11 protein-coding genes are annotated in these 16,524 nt (G+C 48.7%); 6 read left to right on the top strand and 5 right to left on the bottom strand.

What is annotated here, in order from left to right:
• The 5 genes from ACEW9I_RS18555 to ACEW9I_RS18535 all read left to right on the top strand — a co-directional run.
• A partial coding sequence (locus tag ACEW9I_RS18555) for a DUF4114 domain-containing protein (protein WP_373541812.1) occupies positions 1–1,351 on the top strand: 1,351 nt, incomplete at its 5' end.
• 261 nt (positions 1,352–1,612) lie between these two features.
• The gene (locus ACEW9I_RS18550; protein WP_373541811.1) at positions 1,613–2,833 is read left to right on the top strand and encodes a DUF4331 domain-containing protein; all 1,221 of its coding nucleotides are present in this window, start codon (positions 1,613–1,615) and stop codon (positions 2,831–2,833) included.
• Positions 2,834–3,018: 185 nt separating this feature from the next.
• Positions 3,019–3,615 (top strand): hypothetical protein, encoded by a 597-nt coding sequence (locus tag ACEW9I_RS18545; RefSeq protein ID WP_373541810.1) that lies wholly within the window; start codon positions 3,019–3,021, stop codon positions 3,613–3,615.
• A 28-nt stretch (positions 3,616–3,643) separates the two neighbouring features.
• Positions 3,644–5,014 carry a tetratricopeptide repeat protein gene (locus ACEW9I_RS18540; RefSeq protein WP_373541809.1) on the top strand — a complete coding sequence of 457 codons (1,371 nt, stop codon included), beginning with the start codon at positions 3,644–3,646 and terminating at the stop codon, positions 5,012–5,014.
• A 170-nt stretch (positions 5,015–5,184) separates the two neighbouring features.
• Complete coding sequence (locus ACEW9I_RS18535) at positions 5,185–6,309, top strand: HupE/UreJ family protein (RefSeq protein WP_373541808.1); 1,125 nt, start codon at positions 5,185–5,187, stop codon at positions 6,307–6,309.
• Positions 6,310–6,469: 160 nt separating this feature from the next.
• Here ACEW9I_RS18535 and ACEW9I_RS18530 read toward each other — a convergent pair whose 3' ends face one another.
• Positions 6,470–8,491: an NAD(P)H-quinone oxidoreductase subunit 5 gene (locus ACEW9I_RS18530; RefSeq protein WP_373541807.1), complete on the bottom strand. Its 2,022-nt coding sequence runs from the start codon at positions 8,489–8,491 to the stop codon at positions 6,470–6,472.
• A gap of 2 nt (positions 8,492–8,493) precedes the next feature.
• Here ACEW9I_RS18530 and ACEW9I_RS18525 point away from each other — a divergent pair, with 2 nt between their 5' ends.
• Positions 8,494–8,670: a hypothetical protein gene (locus ACEW9I_RS18525; protein ID WP_373541806.1), complete on the top strand. Its 177-nt coding sequence runs from the start codon at positions 8,494–8,496 to the stop codon at positions 8,668–8,670.
• 39 nt (positions 8,671–8,709) lie between these two features.
• Here the strand turns inward: ACEW9I_RS18525 and ACEW9I_RS18520 are convergent, their stop codons facing one another.
• The 4 genes from ACEW9I_RS18520 to ACEW9I_RS18505 all read right to left on the bottom strand — a co-directional run bounded on the left by ACEW9I_RS18520 (position 8,710) and on the right by ACEW9I_RS18505 (position 16,499).
• Positions 8,710–12,108 carry a response regulator gene (locus ACEW9I_RS18520; RefSeq protein WP_373541805.1) on the bottom strand — a complete coding sequence of 1,133 codons (3,399 nt, stop codon included), beginning with the start codon at positions 12,106–12,108 and terminating at the stop codon, positions 8,710–8,712.
• 44 nt (positions 12,109–12,152) lie between these two features.
• Positions 12,153–14,069 carry a methyl-accepting chemotaxis protein gene (locus tag ACEW9I_RS18515; protein WP_373541804.1) on the bottom strand — a complete coding sequence of 639 codons (1,917 nt, stop codon included), beginning with the start codon at positions 14,067–14,069 and terminating at the stop codon, positions 12,153–12,155.
• Between the two features lie 39 nt (positions 14,070–14,108).
• Complete coding sequence (locus ACEW9I_RS18510) at positions 14,109–15,935, bottom strand: methyl-accepting chemotaxis protein (RefSeq protein WP_373541803.1); 1,827 nt, start codon at positions 15,933–15,935, stop codon at positions 14,109–14,111.
• A gap of 66 nt (positions 15,936–16,001) precedes the next feature.
• Complete coding sequence (locus ACEW9I_RS18505; RefSeq protein WP_373541802.1) at positions 16,002–16,499, bottom strand: chemotaxis protein CheW; 498 nt, start codon at positions 16,497–16,499, stop codon at positions 16,002–16,004.
• Positions 16,500–16,524 lie beyond the last annotated feature (25 nt).

Below are 16,524 nucleotides of genomic sequence, written 5' to 3'. Positions count from 1 at the left end.
AATTGGCGGTGCTGGCGACGATCTGATTTTTGGCGGCTTGGGCGGCAATACTCTTACTGGCGGTGCGGGTCAGGATTTATTTGTGCTCTCAGGAGTAAATTTACCCAAAACCCCGAATACGATTACGGACTTCAATCTGCTAGATGATACGATCCAAGTCGATCTAGCAACTGGCAGTAAAGACAGTGACGTGACGACTGTATTTGGTACTACTGATACTATTATCAGTTTTGGCAGCACTCAACTAGCAATTGTCAAAAACGCCAAGCTAAGTGCCAATGATATCATAATTTCTACATCTACCCCAACCCCAAGCCCAACACCGATCGCAGGCATCGGTTTAGCTCAAAATCTATTGACAACTGACACGACCGTTACAGGCTTTGGCGTTAGTGCGATCGCTCAGAAAGCTGGTAGCAAAGTCAATGAAATTGGGATATTCGCAGTCGATGATGGGACGGGTAAAGTCGGCGGCATCGCTGTTGGTGCGGCAGATTATCTCAAAGCTGTCACCGACTCCGCCAGACCGATCTTCGCTAGTTTGGGTGGCACTTTCTTTAGCACCAACAAGCGAGAGATTGGATTAGATCCGAATAAAACATATCAATTCTTCCAGGTGCAGGATGGATCGATCGCCGATCTGCAACAACAGATTGCTAGTGGGAAGACACCGACTAATATCCTCTTTTCTCGCCCCGATGCGAGTGGGAATAGTCCGATAAAAGTCACCAATAACAGTACGAATGATGGCTATAAAGTATCAGTCAATAATGATGAACTGGTCTTAAATGTCGCGAAACTAGATGGAGCTACCCCAAATATCGCCGTTGGTGCTAAGTCGCAAGGGTTGGCGCAAGGACGGACGATCGATCTAACTGGCTTTGCAGCTACACCAATCAAGGTCGATATTACCACCACCAGTTCCGCAGGCTATAACAACAACATTGGTTTTTATGCGGTCGAAGATGCGATCGGGACAATCAAACTAGCCAGCGGTACTACACTCAAGCCTGGTGATGCCAACTATGCCATTGAAGCGATCCGAAGTGTGGTACTGCAAGCAGGTAAAACTGATAGTAAAACCAACCAAGATCTAGTTGGCGGTAAACTCTACGCGCCTGTAGTCGTCGCCCAAGGCTCACTAACTGAGTTTGTCAGCAGAAATGTCAATAACAATAGTACTGACCCTAATGCGATTCATGCTTATTTCAATTATCTCGGTGCCAACCCCGACCAAATCGACCATTTCCGCTTACTGGGTAACAATACTTTTGGTGTAGAGGATCTCTATGGTGGTGGCGATCGCGATTTCAACGATTTAGTTGTCAATATCAACGTCAAAACTGCTTAGATTTTGAGACAGCAATAGTACCGATCGCACCAACTAAGGCAGGTGGATGTGGCGCAAGGATTGCTGTGAGACTACTTGCGCCACATTCACCACTAAATCTTGCACTCAGCAAGTTTAGATTGTCCCAATTCTAGATCGTGCCCTTGGGCGATAACCGCTCGCCCACTACTTGCTAGTCGAAAGATCCGTTTTGAAACTAGCAACGTATGTTCGCACAGAGCCACCAATCTATCCACCGTTCGATTACCAATAGGATCTAATATGTCATTTGCAATGTTTAAGTTTGCTAAACTTAACTGGAAAAAATCCCTCATCTTGGGTGGCATCTCGATCGCCGCGATCGCCGCTGCAACTAGCTTACCTCAATATCTGATGGCTTCCGATCACGATGATGGTGAGGTCGATTTCAAAGGTCGTAGTCTCAATTTGACCGACTTATACGCATTTCGGGAACAAGATCAAAATCCTGGTGCAAATCCCAGCGATCTAGTCTTGGTGATGAATAGCAACCCACGATCGATCGCCCGCCAGCAATATTTTTTTAGTACCAATGCCCGCTACGAATTTAAAATAACTCGCGTAGCCGACAAGGATGCGACCCCCACAGGGCAAGAAGATATCACCCTCCGCTTTGAATTTAGTGCGCCTAACGAGCAACAGCAGCAACAAATTAAGTTGACTGTTCTCAAAGATGGACAAGAAACCTCCGCAACAAATCTCCGCACCACGCCGCTCGGTGCCTCCAGACCGATCGTCAATCAATTGTCATCTGGTGGTACCAAGCTTTCTGTCTTTGCTGGATTACGCGAAGACCCGTTTGTCTTTGATGTCGAACAATTTTTCCGAGTTCGCGCTGGTGCCTTGGGATTCGGCCCCGCCGTTGGCTTTCGTCCACCTGCTCAAGCTGCGGACTCCTTCAAAGGTTTTAATGTCAACGCGATCGCGATTCGGATCCCGCAGCAATTTCTGCAAGGTACCAGTGGTGCTACCACCTACGATATCTGGGAGACAATTTCCCTCAGAGATCCGGCAACTGGCAAGTACCAACAAGTAGAACGCCTCGCCCGTCCCGCTATCAACGAAGGCTTGATCGTCAGCAATGACTTACTCAATGCCCTCAATAGCGTGCCACCTACCGCCGAACTCAATCCCCCTGCACCGATTGCCGCAGAAGCTGTCCGCACGCTCAAAGCCTTGGGCAATGATGATGCACGGACTAACGCTTTATTAGGTGCCTTTCTACCAGATGTGATGCGGATCGATACCACTGGGGCGAGTGGCTATGGTAATGCTCTCAATGCCAAAGGCAGCCCCATTCGCGGACGGTTGCTCAAGGATGATGTCATCGACATCACTCTCAGCGTCCTCACCAACGGCAAAATCACCAGTGATAATGCCTCCTACGAAGGCACTCCAGGTAACGCCGCTCAAGGACACAAGCCATTGGAAGGGAGTTTTCCTTATCTAGCATTGCCAAACTAGGTAAATAATTGACAGTTGATAGTTGACAGTTGACAGCTAGCTTAATGTCGGGTGCGTTAGGCTCAAGCCTAACGCACCAATATCTGCTACTGAGGATCTAGCCTCACAGTCCCAATAGAAAATAAATCAGCCCTACCTCTGATAATGGGCTGGGGTTTGGGTTCCGCTCCCCCCTCTGCCATATTATGAAATCTGTTCTACTTACTTCTGTCATATTAGGGGTGCTGACTACGGCGTCTCCCACCTACGCTCAATTTTCTTCATTCCCAGTCAGCTCCGATGCTTGCTCCACCCTGTGCCTCAAGATCGATCTTGGCTCAATCAATAATGACTCTTTCGGCGGTTTCAATAATAGTTTTAATAGTGGTTTCAATACTGGTTTCAATAATAGTTCCAATAATGGCTCCAGTGGAATCCGGTGGCAGATCGGGGTGACTTGGCGACTATCGGCACCGGAAGTTTCACTAGCCGAAACCGAGCGTGTCAAACGCCAACTCGAAGACAATCGCAGCTTGATGCTCGCCCTCGCCGAGTCAATCACTCAAAACAAAAATGAACTGGCGAATGGGTTGGCGATCCTATTGGCTCCGCGACTAGGTTATGGCGATCCTCGCAAACTACTTGCCGATCTCAAAGCCGGATCGATGAGTATTGGTTCGGCGAAGATCCAGCTTCAACCAGCAGCTACTCCCACGATCGCCGCTCCGATCCAGCTCCCGCCTGGAGCAACTAATGCCGCGCCTACGCCCGAACCCCCAGCAACGATCATCGAGCTGCGGTAATACCCATAACTACCCAATCGCTATGCAAATGTCCCTCTTCAACCGATCGTCCCCGCGTAAGTTGTGGCTAATTGCGCTGCTAGGGATTGGTAGCTCGATCGCCTTGACGACACTACTATCCGCCCAGCGCACCAATTCTGTCTGGAAATATCGCTTTGAGCGTCCCCCCGTCGGCAGTATCACCACCAATATCCAACAGGAAATCGCCTTTCACCAACGCATCATTCAACAGCAACCGACAACCGGATTGGCGCGAGCTGCATTAGCTCAAAATTACTTAAAAATGGCGCGGGCAACTGGAGACAGTAGCTGGTATCTCCTCGCCCAACAGACAGCAGAGCAATCGCTCGTCCATTTACCATTTGAAAATTATGGGGCAATGTTAGTCCTAGCGAAGGTAGCAGTTTCCAAGCATGAGTTTACTCAGGCTCTAGCCCTGCTCAAACAACTTCCCCCACGAGCTGAATCCCTACCGCTATTAACCACTACCCATCTAGCTTTAGGTGATGTTACAACCGCCCAGAAAACTGCGGATACCTCGGTGCGACAGCTACCCACACTCGGCAATCTTGCGCTCAGAGCCTTGGTAGGTGTCGCACGCGGCAACGACACAGCCGCGATGCGAGATTTCCAAGCGGCAATCGCTGCTGAGGAGCCAGATGAGGCGGGAAGTTCGGCGTGGGTACGGACGTTATTGGGGCGACTTTATTACAAGCGGGGACAACTTCAGCAGGCGGAGGAGTTGTATCAGTCTGCCTTAGAAATATTACCTCAATATCCTCCAGCTTTATTGAATATGGCGGAGTTGTCGGTACGACGGTGGCAAGCCGATCCTACTCAGACGCAGGATCGGCAGCAGGCGATCGCATTATACGATCGATTTTTCCTGACCGATCGACAAAGCCCGACAGTCTACGATCATGCTGCCCTCAGAGGTTTGGCGCGGGTACAACGATTGCAAGGGGATGTTACCACAGCCGATCGCACCTGGGAGCAAGCGGCGTCGAGGTTGCAATCCGATCTCACAGATTTCGGACATCGGCGGGAGTTGGCGCAATTGTTCATGGATCGCGGACAGGGATCTGATAAATCGGCAGCTTTAACCTTGATGCAGGCTGAAATTAAAATTCGTCAAGATCCCGAAACTTGGGATACGTTGGCGGCTGCTCACTTGCAGATGGGACAGCTAGAGCAAGCCCAGACGGCGATGGAGATGGCTTTGAAGTCAGGAATTCGCGATCCAGGGTTATTCGATCGAGCAGCCGCGATCGCGGCTGCTCGAGGGCAATCGGCACAAGCCCAAATGTATCGAGCACGGGTGAAGTCGATCGATCCAACCTTCGATGCTGGAGCCAGACAGGCTCTAGGCTTGGGTGTCGGATTGTCAGGGTTGAATTAGGGTGAGTTTTAAGGATCTTTGTTTCTTTCCTACACCGCGTAGGCGGACTTCGCACCATGAGCACCGATTTCAATCGAGTGCGGTGCTTAAACAAAGCCAATATCTATAACCCGAACTGACATTAAATTAGGGTGGCAATCGACTATCAACTATGAACTAATTAAAACGTCATGCTTAAAAATTTGCTGCATTCGGCTCGTCAAAGATATCAGGTTTGGAGACTCGCGATCGCGTGGGGATTGGGACTATTAATGGTTTTAGGTTTGGGGCTGCCCAGTCAGGCTCACTGGGCGGATTTGGCTGTAGCTGATATTCAGATTGAGAACCAAAATGTCAATATGAATTTAACAGTACCGACTGGGTTGTTTGCACAGTTTGATGATGATAAAAACCAACAACTATCGGTAGAAGAAGTAACTAAATATCAACAAGAGCTTCAGAAATTTTTGAGTGAAAAAATTCAACTCACAGCAGCTAAAGTCAAGTATGATACTTTAGTAGTCAGCTCGACCACTGCTAAAAAATTATCCTCCAATCTCGTCGCTACCCCCGATACTCACAGCAATTTATTATTGCAATATCAGTGGGCGCAACCGATAAACCAATTGCAAATGAATTACGATTTATTCGTACCTGGGGTTAATACGGCGCGTTGTCTGGCACAGGTATTTCGGGATGGTAGGGTTGATAATATCGTCTTTACACCGATATCAAAAAATGCAGCCTTAATCGATGCACCGATTTTACAGCAGATTACTAGTTTTGTCGGATTGGGGATCGAGCATATCTTTACTGGATACGATCATATTTTATTTCTGGTTAGCCTACTCATGCTAGGCGGATCGTTAGGTTACTTGATTAAGGTAGTTACCGCCTTTAGCATTTCTCATTCGATTACTTTATCTCTTGCAGTTTTAAATATTGTTTCTGTCCCGAGTCGCTGGGTTGAAATTATAATCGCACTATCGATCGGTTATATTGCTGCGGAAAACTTGTGGCGCAAAGAGCCTAATCTTGCGAGATGGCAATTAGCTTTTGGGTTTGGCTTGATTCATGGATTGGGCTTTTCTTCGGCTTTACAGGAATTGGAATTACCTCGAAATAACTTGGTAGTTTCTCTAATTAGTTTTAGCGCAGGTATCGAAATCGGTCAGATAAGTATCGTGTTATTAACTTATGTTTGTCTATCCTATCTGCGGAGATTCCCCTGGGATCTCACTATTCGTCGGCTAATTTCGGTAGGGGTAATTGTGATGAGCGCGATCTGGTTTTGTGAGCGTGCTTTTATAGGCTAGTTAATAAATCATCATAGTACTAACCCAAAAAAATCCCCTCCTCGGAGCGGCGGTTTTATTCGGAGGTTCCCTCCGAATAAAAAAACCGACAAGACAGGGGTACCCGTAGGGTGGGGTGGGTAAATCTACCCACCCCACCCACCGACTTCAATCTGTTTTGTTAATTAATCCCAAACACAATTACCAAACCCAAAACTGCGCCAAAGACAATCAAGGCGTAGTTTTGAGCGCGTCCGGTTTCGAGGTATTTCAAACCTTCACCGCCGAGTAATGTGGCTAAACCTGTGAGATTGACTGCCCCATCGACGACGCGATAATCGACTTCCATCACCTGACGGGCAACCCGACGTAAACCAATAACGAAGACACTATTGTAGATGTCATCGATGTACCACTTGTTGAGCGAGAGATTGTAGAGGTCAGGAATCCTGGACGCGATCGCACTCGGGTCGATTTTGCGGCTGAGGTACATTAGCGATGCTAAAGTAATCCCAATCAGACCGATGCCGACTGAGCTACCAGCCATAATTAGAAATTCATTGAGATCGAATTCGTGCGCGATTTCAACGGCTCCAGGTGCGGAGATAAACGCCTCAAAGTAGTTATTGAACGGCGTACCGACTAAACCGATGAGAGCTGAGGGCACAGCAAGAATAACTAATGGTAAAGTCATACTCCAAGGCGATTCGTGAGGTACCGCAGCATGATTGGAGCTGTGGGCATCATGTGCATGGTCATCATGTGCATCGGCACCACTCGGACGCGCTGCCGCGAGTAGTTGTTTTTGAATCTTGGTATCGTTGCCTCGGAAACTGCCCTCAAAGGTCGAGAAATACATGCGAAACATATAAAACGCGGTAATGCCAGCAGTGAGGAAACCAACGCCCCACAGCAGCGGGTTGGCGGCGTAGGTGGCACCGAGAATTTCGTCCTTCGACCAGAATCCGGCGAAGGGGGGAATCCCCGAAATTGCCAGGGTACCGATAAAGAAGGTCGCAGCGGTGACGGGCATGTGTTTGCGTAAGCCACCCATCAGGCGCATATCTTGAGCCAAGGCGGGGTTGTGTCCGACGACATCTTCCATGCCGTGGATGACTGAACCGGAACCGAGGAACATCATGGCTTTGAAGTAAGCATGAGTCATCAGGTGAAATAATCCAGCCGAGTAAGCTCCGACACCCATCGCCATCACCATATATCCCAATTGGGACATGGTGGAGTAAGCCAGACCTTTTTTGATATCATTTTGGGTAATCGCGATCGAAGCTCCCAGAAAGGCGGTGATTGCGCCAGTCCAGGCGATCGTATCCATCGCCGTGGGGATACCTTCAAATACGGGATACATCCGTGCGATCAGGAATACACCTGCTGCTACCATCGTCGCAGCGTGAATCAGAGCCGAAATCGGTGTGGGACCTTCCATCGCGTCGGGAAGCCAGACGTGGAGCGGGAATTGAGCGGATTTGGCAACTGGCCCCATAAATACCAGGATGGCGAATAGGGCAGCTAAACCGCCACCAATTGCGCCGGATGCGACCAATTCTTGGAGTCTGTCGCCCATGATTTGGAAGTCAAAACTACCAGTCGCCCAGTAGAGTCCGAGCATGCCCAAAAGTAGCCCAAAGTCACCGACGCGGTTGGTAACAAATGCTTTTTGACAAGCATCAGCGGCGGCTTTGCGATCGTACCAAAAGCCGATCAGCAGATACGAACACATCCCCACCAATTCCCAGAAGATATACACCTGGACGAGGTTGGGGCTGATAACTAAGCCCAACATCGAAGAGCTAAATAGACTTAAATAAGCATAAAATCTGACATAGCCAGGATCGTGGGACATATACCCGTGGGTGTAGATCATCACCAACATGGCAACAGTCGTAACGATGACCAACATCAATGATGTCAGATGGTCGATCGTGTAACCCATATTCAAGTGAAAACTTCCCGCCGCTGCCCATTCAAACGATCGCATGTAGACGGGATGCCCTTGAAACTGACTATTGAGGATGGCGAATGACATCACCATCGCTGCACCCATGAGGGAAATAATCAGAACTGCATTGAGATCTCGCAGTCCATTGGTAACTTTGTTGAGCGAAATCAATCCTAATCCGACTAGCATTGCCCCAGCAAGGGGAAATACTGGAATCAACCAGGCGTAATCGTATAGTGCTTCCATGTATGTACTTAATTCTAACGATCGAGGATAGACAAACTCAGTCTCTGAAGATGGGTGATGTGAAGCAAAAGCGAAGTGGAGTGCGATCTTATCGATACGGTGGCAATGCTTCAATTTTACCCAACCGTCAAAGTTTAGCTGTCAGAGAGCGAACATCCATTCGATCGGGTGTTCTATGAGTAATTATACCGATCCCCACCAGTGCTAACTGACAAATGCTAGACATTCATCAATAATCCCAAGAGTGAATTAACTTTTTGGATCATTTCAGCGGTGGAGAACCCCTTGTTGAGATAGTCACTAGCTCCCAAGCGGCGGGCTTCTCTACCCCATGCTTCAGATGCCCGTGAGGAGACGACCAGGATCGGGATCTGAATGTGCGCTTGACGCACTCGATCGATCAGCGTGAACCCGTCCATATTAGGCATTTCCACATCAGTAATCATCAGATCGGGGTGGGGATTGTTTTCTAGCCAATTCAGGGCTTCTAGTCCATCGTTACAGGTGTAGGTGACAAATCCATAGGTATGCAGACTGGCTTCAAGCCGTCGGCGCATCAGCGCAGCATCATCGACGATCAGGATGGCGGGGGCAGATGATTTGGTCTGCTCGACAGTGATGCTGCTGAAACTATAGTCAGCCACCCGACGATCGGTACTAGTAGCAAGCTGGGTTGTCAGGGCGATCGGATCGAGAATCGAAATCAGCCGACCATCTGATTGGAGGCTAACTCCCAGCAGTCCCGCAGGTGCAATCAAAGGACTGGGGAGCGGATTGATTAACAGTTCTGCTTGTCCGAGGAGATCGTCAGCAATCGACCAAATTTCGCGCTCGTTACTGCCCTGACGAGTCCGAATGCAAACTGCGATATCGGAGAGCGATCGCACTGTCGATTGCCAGTAATTGGCAAGATCGAAACCACGGACATCGCCGCTAGTGGTTGTTAGCGTCCACGCACAGAGCTGGTTTTCATCATCGGCGGACATTTTGGCGGACATCGAACTCAGTAGTGCTGTTTCGAGAACTTCTTCGGTGGGAAAAGCCACAATGCGATCGCCAACTTGGAATAGTACACAAGGAACTAATAGTTGCGGTGCAGGCACTTCGATCGTAAACGTAGTACCCTGACCCACAGTGGTTTCCAGGCTCAATTTACCGCCGATACTGCCAATCTGGGCGACGACTACATCCATCCCGACACCTCGTCCCGATACTGCGCTGACAGTGCTGCTAGAGCTAAATCCTGGTTGGCACAGGACAGCCAAAAGTTCGCTATTAGTCGAAGTTTTATCGAGTGAGAAGCCTTTAGATTTGGCAATCTGATAAATCGTATTGGCATCGATACCGCCGCCATCATCTGCAACTTCTAACCGATAGAGATTGCCCCGTCGCTGGAGCGAAACAGAGATCGTCCCGCGCTCTGGTTTGCCCGCAGCTAGTCGCTCGGTGGCAGATTCTAACCCGTGATCGTAGGCATTTCTGAGCAGGTGCAGGAGGGCTGGTTCCAATTGTTGAATGATGCCAGCATCCAATTCCACTCGATCGTTTTGGACGATTAGTTCGGCTGGTTTGCCGTAGCGATTGGTGAGATCGCGGAGGATGGCTTTGGCGCGGAGAGTTAGATTCCGAAATGGTACTAGACGGCTGGTTTCGATCCCATCCTTGAGCCGGAGAATGCTCCGATCGAGATCCTCTAGATGGCTGTAGTTTTGATAAGTCGTTGTTTCGATTTCTTGCCCTAGTTCGGACATCCGCAGCATATTTTCGAGCAGCCGGACGATCGTCGTATAACCTTGACGATAACGTTCGATCGAGACATTACTGCTAGAGTCTCGCTCGTCGCTGAGATCGCGGAGGAGGGCGTAGTTATCTTGAAGTTGCCGCAGTCTGGTGACAAATTGAGAACTCTCTTGAGTTAGTACGCTCAACTGGCTGAGTTGGGCTTGGAGACGGCTGGAGGCATTCATCACTGCCCGCGCTGTCAATAGTGTGTCTACTACCTGTTGTGCCGATCGATCCAGCCGTTCGAGGGGTACGGGGATCGAGATTCCTCGTTTAACTGCTACTACTGAACTAGCGGCGACGGTTGCTGGAAGTGGTTGAGGCTCGGCTGTGGCTACGGTAGCCACTAAATCCATAGTTGCCGCAAATTCTTGCTCGACTAAGGCAATTAAATCTAGTTCATCTAGTTCGTCTAGTTCTATGAAGTTATCTATTTCTAATTCAGACTGGAGTGACTGTGGCGAATTGAGATCGGCTGCGATCTCTTCATCGCTGAAGAAATCATCTAGTAAGTCGGGTAGATCTTCATTTGACTCAATTTCTATTCCTATAAATTCATTAGTTGGTGCAACTGGTTCCTCGCTCGATTCTCCAGTTATAGGTAAGCTCTCTTCATCCATGAAGAAGTCATCTAGTAACCCTGACAAATCTTCACGGGAGGCGATCGCCTTCGGTAGAGATTCATTAATTATTACAACTGGTACGCCGATCGATTCAACAGTTGAAGGGATCGGTAAAACTTCCTCATCCAGAAATAAGTTATCTAGTAATCCTGACAAATCTTCACTAGAGACGATCGTGCTGGGTAGAGATTCATGAGCTGGGGCGACTAGTTCAGCGATCGATTCTATAGTTTTAGGTATGGGTAAGATTTCTTCATTCATGAAGAAGTCAGCTAGCAACACTGATAAATCCGGATCGGATACTGATGTCGATTCGACGGCAACACGATCGAGAATGATTAATTCTTCACTGCTCAGATTGCGAGCTAAATCCAATTCAATATTTGAACTAACTAGATTAAATCCAGATTCAGTAGTAACTATTAATACATCTAAATTTTCAAGTTCGACATCACCAATCTCGCCGCTATTTTTGATACAGGTTTTGAGTACTTGAAAATATGGCAACCAGATCGATCTCCACAATTGAGGATTGGGATTGCTAATTAATGATTCACCGCGTTGGAGCAGCATTGTCCACCCGCGATCCAATTCGAGTTCGGTACCGATCTGAGTCAGTTGGTCGATCGTCGATCGAGCTGCTGCGATCGTATTGGCAGGAATTTCACCTTGCGCGGGAATATTTGCCAGCTCCATCTCTAGATCCAAAACGACCAGATCGAAACCCTGCTCGGCAAACTCTTGATGAACTTGCTTCATTTCATTCCAGTCTGGTAAATATCGTGCTTTTACCTGAGCGTGGAGAGTTTGGAGTCTCTGGATTGTCAATTGGGCGCGATTGCCTTCTGCAACATTATCAGTTCCTGGCTCCGAATCCAGACAGCTAGCGAGGAGTTCGCCAGCTTCTAGTAACATTTGGCTCAATTTGCCATCTGCAAGCGGTGGTGCTACTTCTAGGTACCGCAAATCTGATAATAGATCTTCTAAAGCGGTCGCTCCATCCAACATATTATTGGCTTCAACCGTCACCGCCCCACCTTTGATCGTGTGGATCGCGCGGTAGATCGATCGAATATCGGCAATCCAAGACTCTGGTTTGAGTCGGTGGATAATGTCAAAATAAGTCTCTAGCTGTTGCTGGGTATCAACGAGAAACATCTCCCGCAACTCTTGCTGTAATTGTGCTTCGGCTGAATTGTCGGGTGCGATCATGATGTTTTGTGGTATGTGGGCCGATCGACGCATGAAGGAATTTACTAGGCGCGAGGTTGGAGGAGGTCGTATACCGCCTCAGGATTTTTAACGACTGTAGAATCGGCGGGCGGGAGAAAATTGTAAATCGCCGAGGGAGTTTCATCGTTCAAGCGGAAAAACTCGACTCGCGCCAGTAGATTTTGGGCGAGATTACTCACTACTTCGATCTGTTCGCGGGTGGCAATTGCCTTGTGTTCGGTGCTTTGAGCGATAACCCCGATCGATCCAATTGCCTGAAGAGTATCGCCAACTACGCGGATGATATCTTGACTAGAAGTACTTACTTGTGCGCCGACGATCGCCACTCGATCGGTCACTAGTTGAATATTGGTAAAGGCTTGGCGAGACTTGCCCATTTCATCCGTGAATTTTTGCACCAACTGATTGATATCGGCGACATCGCGATCGAGACCGGAAGTTACAGTTTGAATCTGGTTGGTACGATGTTGGAGCGAAACCAGACTATCATTGGTATCACCAGCTAACTCATTCACCCGCTCGGCAATGGTTTCAAATTCATGTGCCAGACTGGCAAACTGGGTCGGGTCTTGCTCTTTGACGGCGCGGGTAGAAAGTAAGGAAGCATTGAGGGCTAGCACTCGCGTGAGGGCGGCTACCCGCTTTTGATCCTTGGAGAATTGGGCGGCTAGCTCCACGAATTCATTCAGGCGTTGCATCCGCACGGAGATTTGCTCTGTACCCTGTTGGAGGCTGGCAATCCCATCCGCCATTGCCTTCATTTCTTGCTGACCGTTGCCAACAGCAGCTTGAGCCAATGCTACGGCATCGATCGTTGCCAGTGCTTGCTGCTGGGAGTTGGTACTCAGGCTATTTACTTGAGCAATTAAAGTCTCAATCTGTTGAATTGACCTAGTTTGGTGCTGAGCTTGACTGGCTGTTTCTACTGCTAATTGCTCTAGCCCAAGCGCACTACCAGCTACGCGATCGGCACTGGATGCTACTACCGTGACAACTTGGTGTAGGGACTCAATCAGACGATTGAGTGTATCCGCGATCAGCCCAGTCGATCGTTCGTTGACCGCAGCTTGTACCGTAAGATCGCCATCTTCTAGCAAGCTGACAATATCGAGAATATGACTGATATCTGTTTGGAGCGTGTCACTTTCGCGTACGACTCGCTCCTGTTCGACGGTTCGTAGTTCGGCTTCATGTTTGAGTTCGTCGTTGAGCGTCAGCAGATTGGCTTGGAATGCCTGGAGGGATCGCTGGGACTGCTCGCGATCGCGCATATAGCTTCTAACTGTCAGCACTACTAGCAACCCAGTCACGACCAACAGCCCCAAACTCACCAGTGCTAACAAAATGGCATCTCCTAGTGCTTGGCGATCTGCTCGAACTTCACTTTCGGCAGTAGTTTTGATTTTAGAGATCGTTGTGGCTACTCCCTGTGCATAAATTTGCTTATTCTGTTGATATTCGGGACTAGACAATACTGCTGAGGCTGCTGTTAACTTAGCCTGTTGAGCTAATTTAAAAGCCAGATCTTCCAGCCCCAGCAACTTTTTGTTGGCGGCATCAACTTCCTGAACTGGAGGTAGATCTTTTGTCAATTCGGCGATGGTACTGTCGATCTTGGGGGCATTATCGTTGTAACGTTTTGCCCACATTGCTTGACCAGTACTGGCAAACATCCGTGCCGACATTGTGAGTACTTCATCCAAATAGGTAAGTCTGCTGCTGAGATCTTGCTGCCGATCTTGCCTAGCGATAGTGGCCTGCAACCGCTGGGAAGTCTGCCAAACACTCCAGGTCGAAGTCCCTGTCAGTCCCAGATTGAGACAAGTTGACAGGACAATGGTGCTGACTAAATGCTGTTGGAAAAAGGCGCGGAGCTGACCGATCGATCTAGTGGGTTGGGCTGGCTGGGGCGATCGATCTGGTGATAGTTCGAGATTCATATATTTTACTTGGCATCAAAAAATTAGGGGTCGCTGATATCAAACAGCCGCAAGTTCTGGCGCGGTTGGTAGCTTGAAGATCTGGATGTTTTCCAGCAGATCGGTGGAGAGAATATTTAATTGGTCGCCCAAGTGTTGAGCATCTTGAGACTGGTGAGAAATTTCCTGACTGAGAGTAGCAATCGAGGCGATCGCGACAGTTGTCGAATCCGTCGCCGTGACAATACTCTGACTGGCTGTAGATACCTGATTTCCCGACTCTACGACTTGCTCAGTTACCGCCTGAACTGTGGCAAAAACGTCGCTTGCCTGCTTGACACCTTGGGTAAAGGTACTTACCAAACCACCCAGTTTTTGCACGTCTACGTCTACGGATGACACCACCTGGTGGATTTGAGCACTACGTTGTTCGAGACTAGACAAACCTTCACTAGTTTGTTGGGCTAGTTGACTGACTTGGGTCGCGATGAGTTCAAATTCCCGCGCCACACCAGCAAATTGTTTGGGGTCGCGCTGTTCGGCGGCTCTAGCGGCTACCAGGGAAGCATTTAGAGCCAAAATCTGAGTCTGAGTGACGATTTCACCTTGATCCTGCACAAATCTGTCGGCTAGTCCGACGAATTCACCCAGGGTTTTGATTTCTTGGACGATCCGATCGCTCCCAGCTTGCAATACACCAATTTCGCGATCGAGACTGGAAATCGTCCCTTGCCCCTCTGCAACTGAAGACTGGAGTGTCACTAGCGATCGATTGGTCATCAGCAGTTGCTGCATGGTATTTTGTGCCGATTGACGGACATTCTGCGTCAATCGCAGCATTTGACTGACTTCGGCGGTCTGTTTGCCAGTATTCTGGGCGACAGTTGCTGCCATCTCTTTTTGAGTTTTACTATTGGCGTCAACCCGATAAGCCGCTACCGATACTTGTCTGAGCGTTCGCCCCAACTCTTCGATCAGCCGATTGAGCGTATCGCTCACCAGTCCAGTCGCGCGATCGTTCACCTGCGCCTGAATTGTCAGGTTGCCAGCTTCGATCTCGCTTACTACATCGAGTAATTCCCCAATATCTTGTTGAAGTTGTTCATTTTCTTGGCGAGTCAATTCTTCCTGAGCTTGACGCTCTCTCGCTTCATTTTCCAAACTCATATTCACGCTCGTGAGATCTTGCTGCGATGCTTCTAGTGCGACTTGCGCCAACTGTCGATCGCGAATATAACCCCTGACAGCGACCACGATCCCAGTACCCGTGACTGCCAACAATCCTAAGCTAGCCAGTGCTAGCCCGATCGACCAATCTAGCGCGAGTTGTTGTGCTTGAATGCGATCGTTTGTGGCGGTTTTGATACTGGCAATCACAGTTTGGACGCCTTGACTATAAATCTGCTTTTGCTGACTATATTGTTCGCTCTGAAGTATCGCAGTAGCACCAGCAAAATTTTTCGCCTTGACTAATTTGAATGCCCGCTCTTCCATGGCAATTAGTTGTTTGTTGGCGTCATCGATTTGACGATAAGCACCGCGAACAGAGGGGGGAATATCTTGGAATAACTTAGCCGTAACTTTTTCAAGTTCGGGGACATTATCGTTGTAACGCTTTTCCCACATCGGCTGTCCGCTACTCGCTAGCATATTCGCTGACATCGTTAAGACTTCATCAAGGTAAATCACTCTACTACTGAGATCTTGTAGATTTGCTTGCTGTTCTACAGTCGTTCTTAAACTCTGGGAGGTACTCCATACATTCCAAGTTGACGCTCCAATTAATACTAAATTTAGACCAACAGCGGAAATAATTGTCGTAATTAAATGAGATCGAATAAATCGTTGGGCGAGTTGAATTGGCGTAGATGAAGTTGGATTAAACATAACCGAGATATAAATTCACAGAATAAAGATTGTAAATAGCGATCGAAATTCACTTCCCACTTTCAACTAGTTATGCGCCGACCAGAATTGTGGTTGCCAGACATTAGCAGGCACTAAATGACTTTGCATCATCACCATCGAGCCAGTACGGTGAGCTGTAAATAAATCGGTCGGCAATTCCTCGCGCTGGCGAGTGCCGATCGCCCGATCGACGATAATACTCACATTCTCCAACTGTCCGGCAGCTTGATTGAGACGCACCACGATCGATCGTTCTGGTAAGGAAAACTGTGCTACTTCTAGTAGGCGGGCAGCAGCAATCAGTGGTGTAACCCGACCGTTGTAATTGGCAACCCCTACCAGTAGTGGATCGTAGAATGGTAAATCCAGAATTTGCGATCGACTGACCCGCCAGATTTCTGCCACCCAAGTCGCTGGAAATACTAGGGTCAGCTCCTCGACCTGAGTCAAAATAAACCGAGTATCTAGGAGCGCAACGGTGTCAACGGCTGGTGACATTTGCGCGCTATTTGGCGAAGTTGGATCGGTGACAGTGGCAGTCATATAGCGGTGAGATTGGGGGTAAGTG

Source organism: Chamaesiphon sp., from assembly GCF_041738855.1.
GTDB lineage: Bacteria > Cyanobacteriota > Cyanobacteriia > Cyanobacteriales > Chamaesiphonaceae > Chamaesiphon.
Note: the sequence above shows the minus strand (reverse complement) of the source record. Positions and strands in the feature narration are given on the sequence as shown.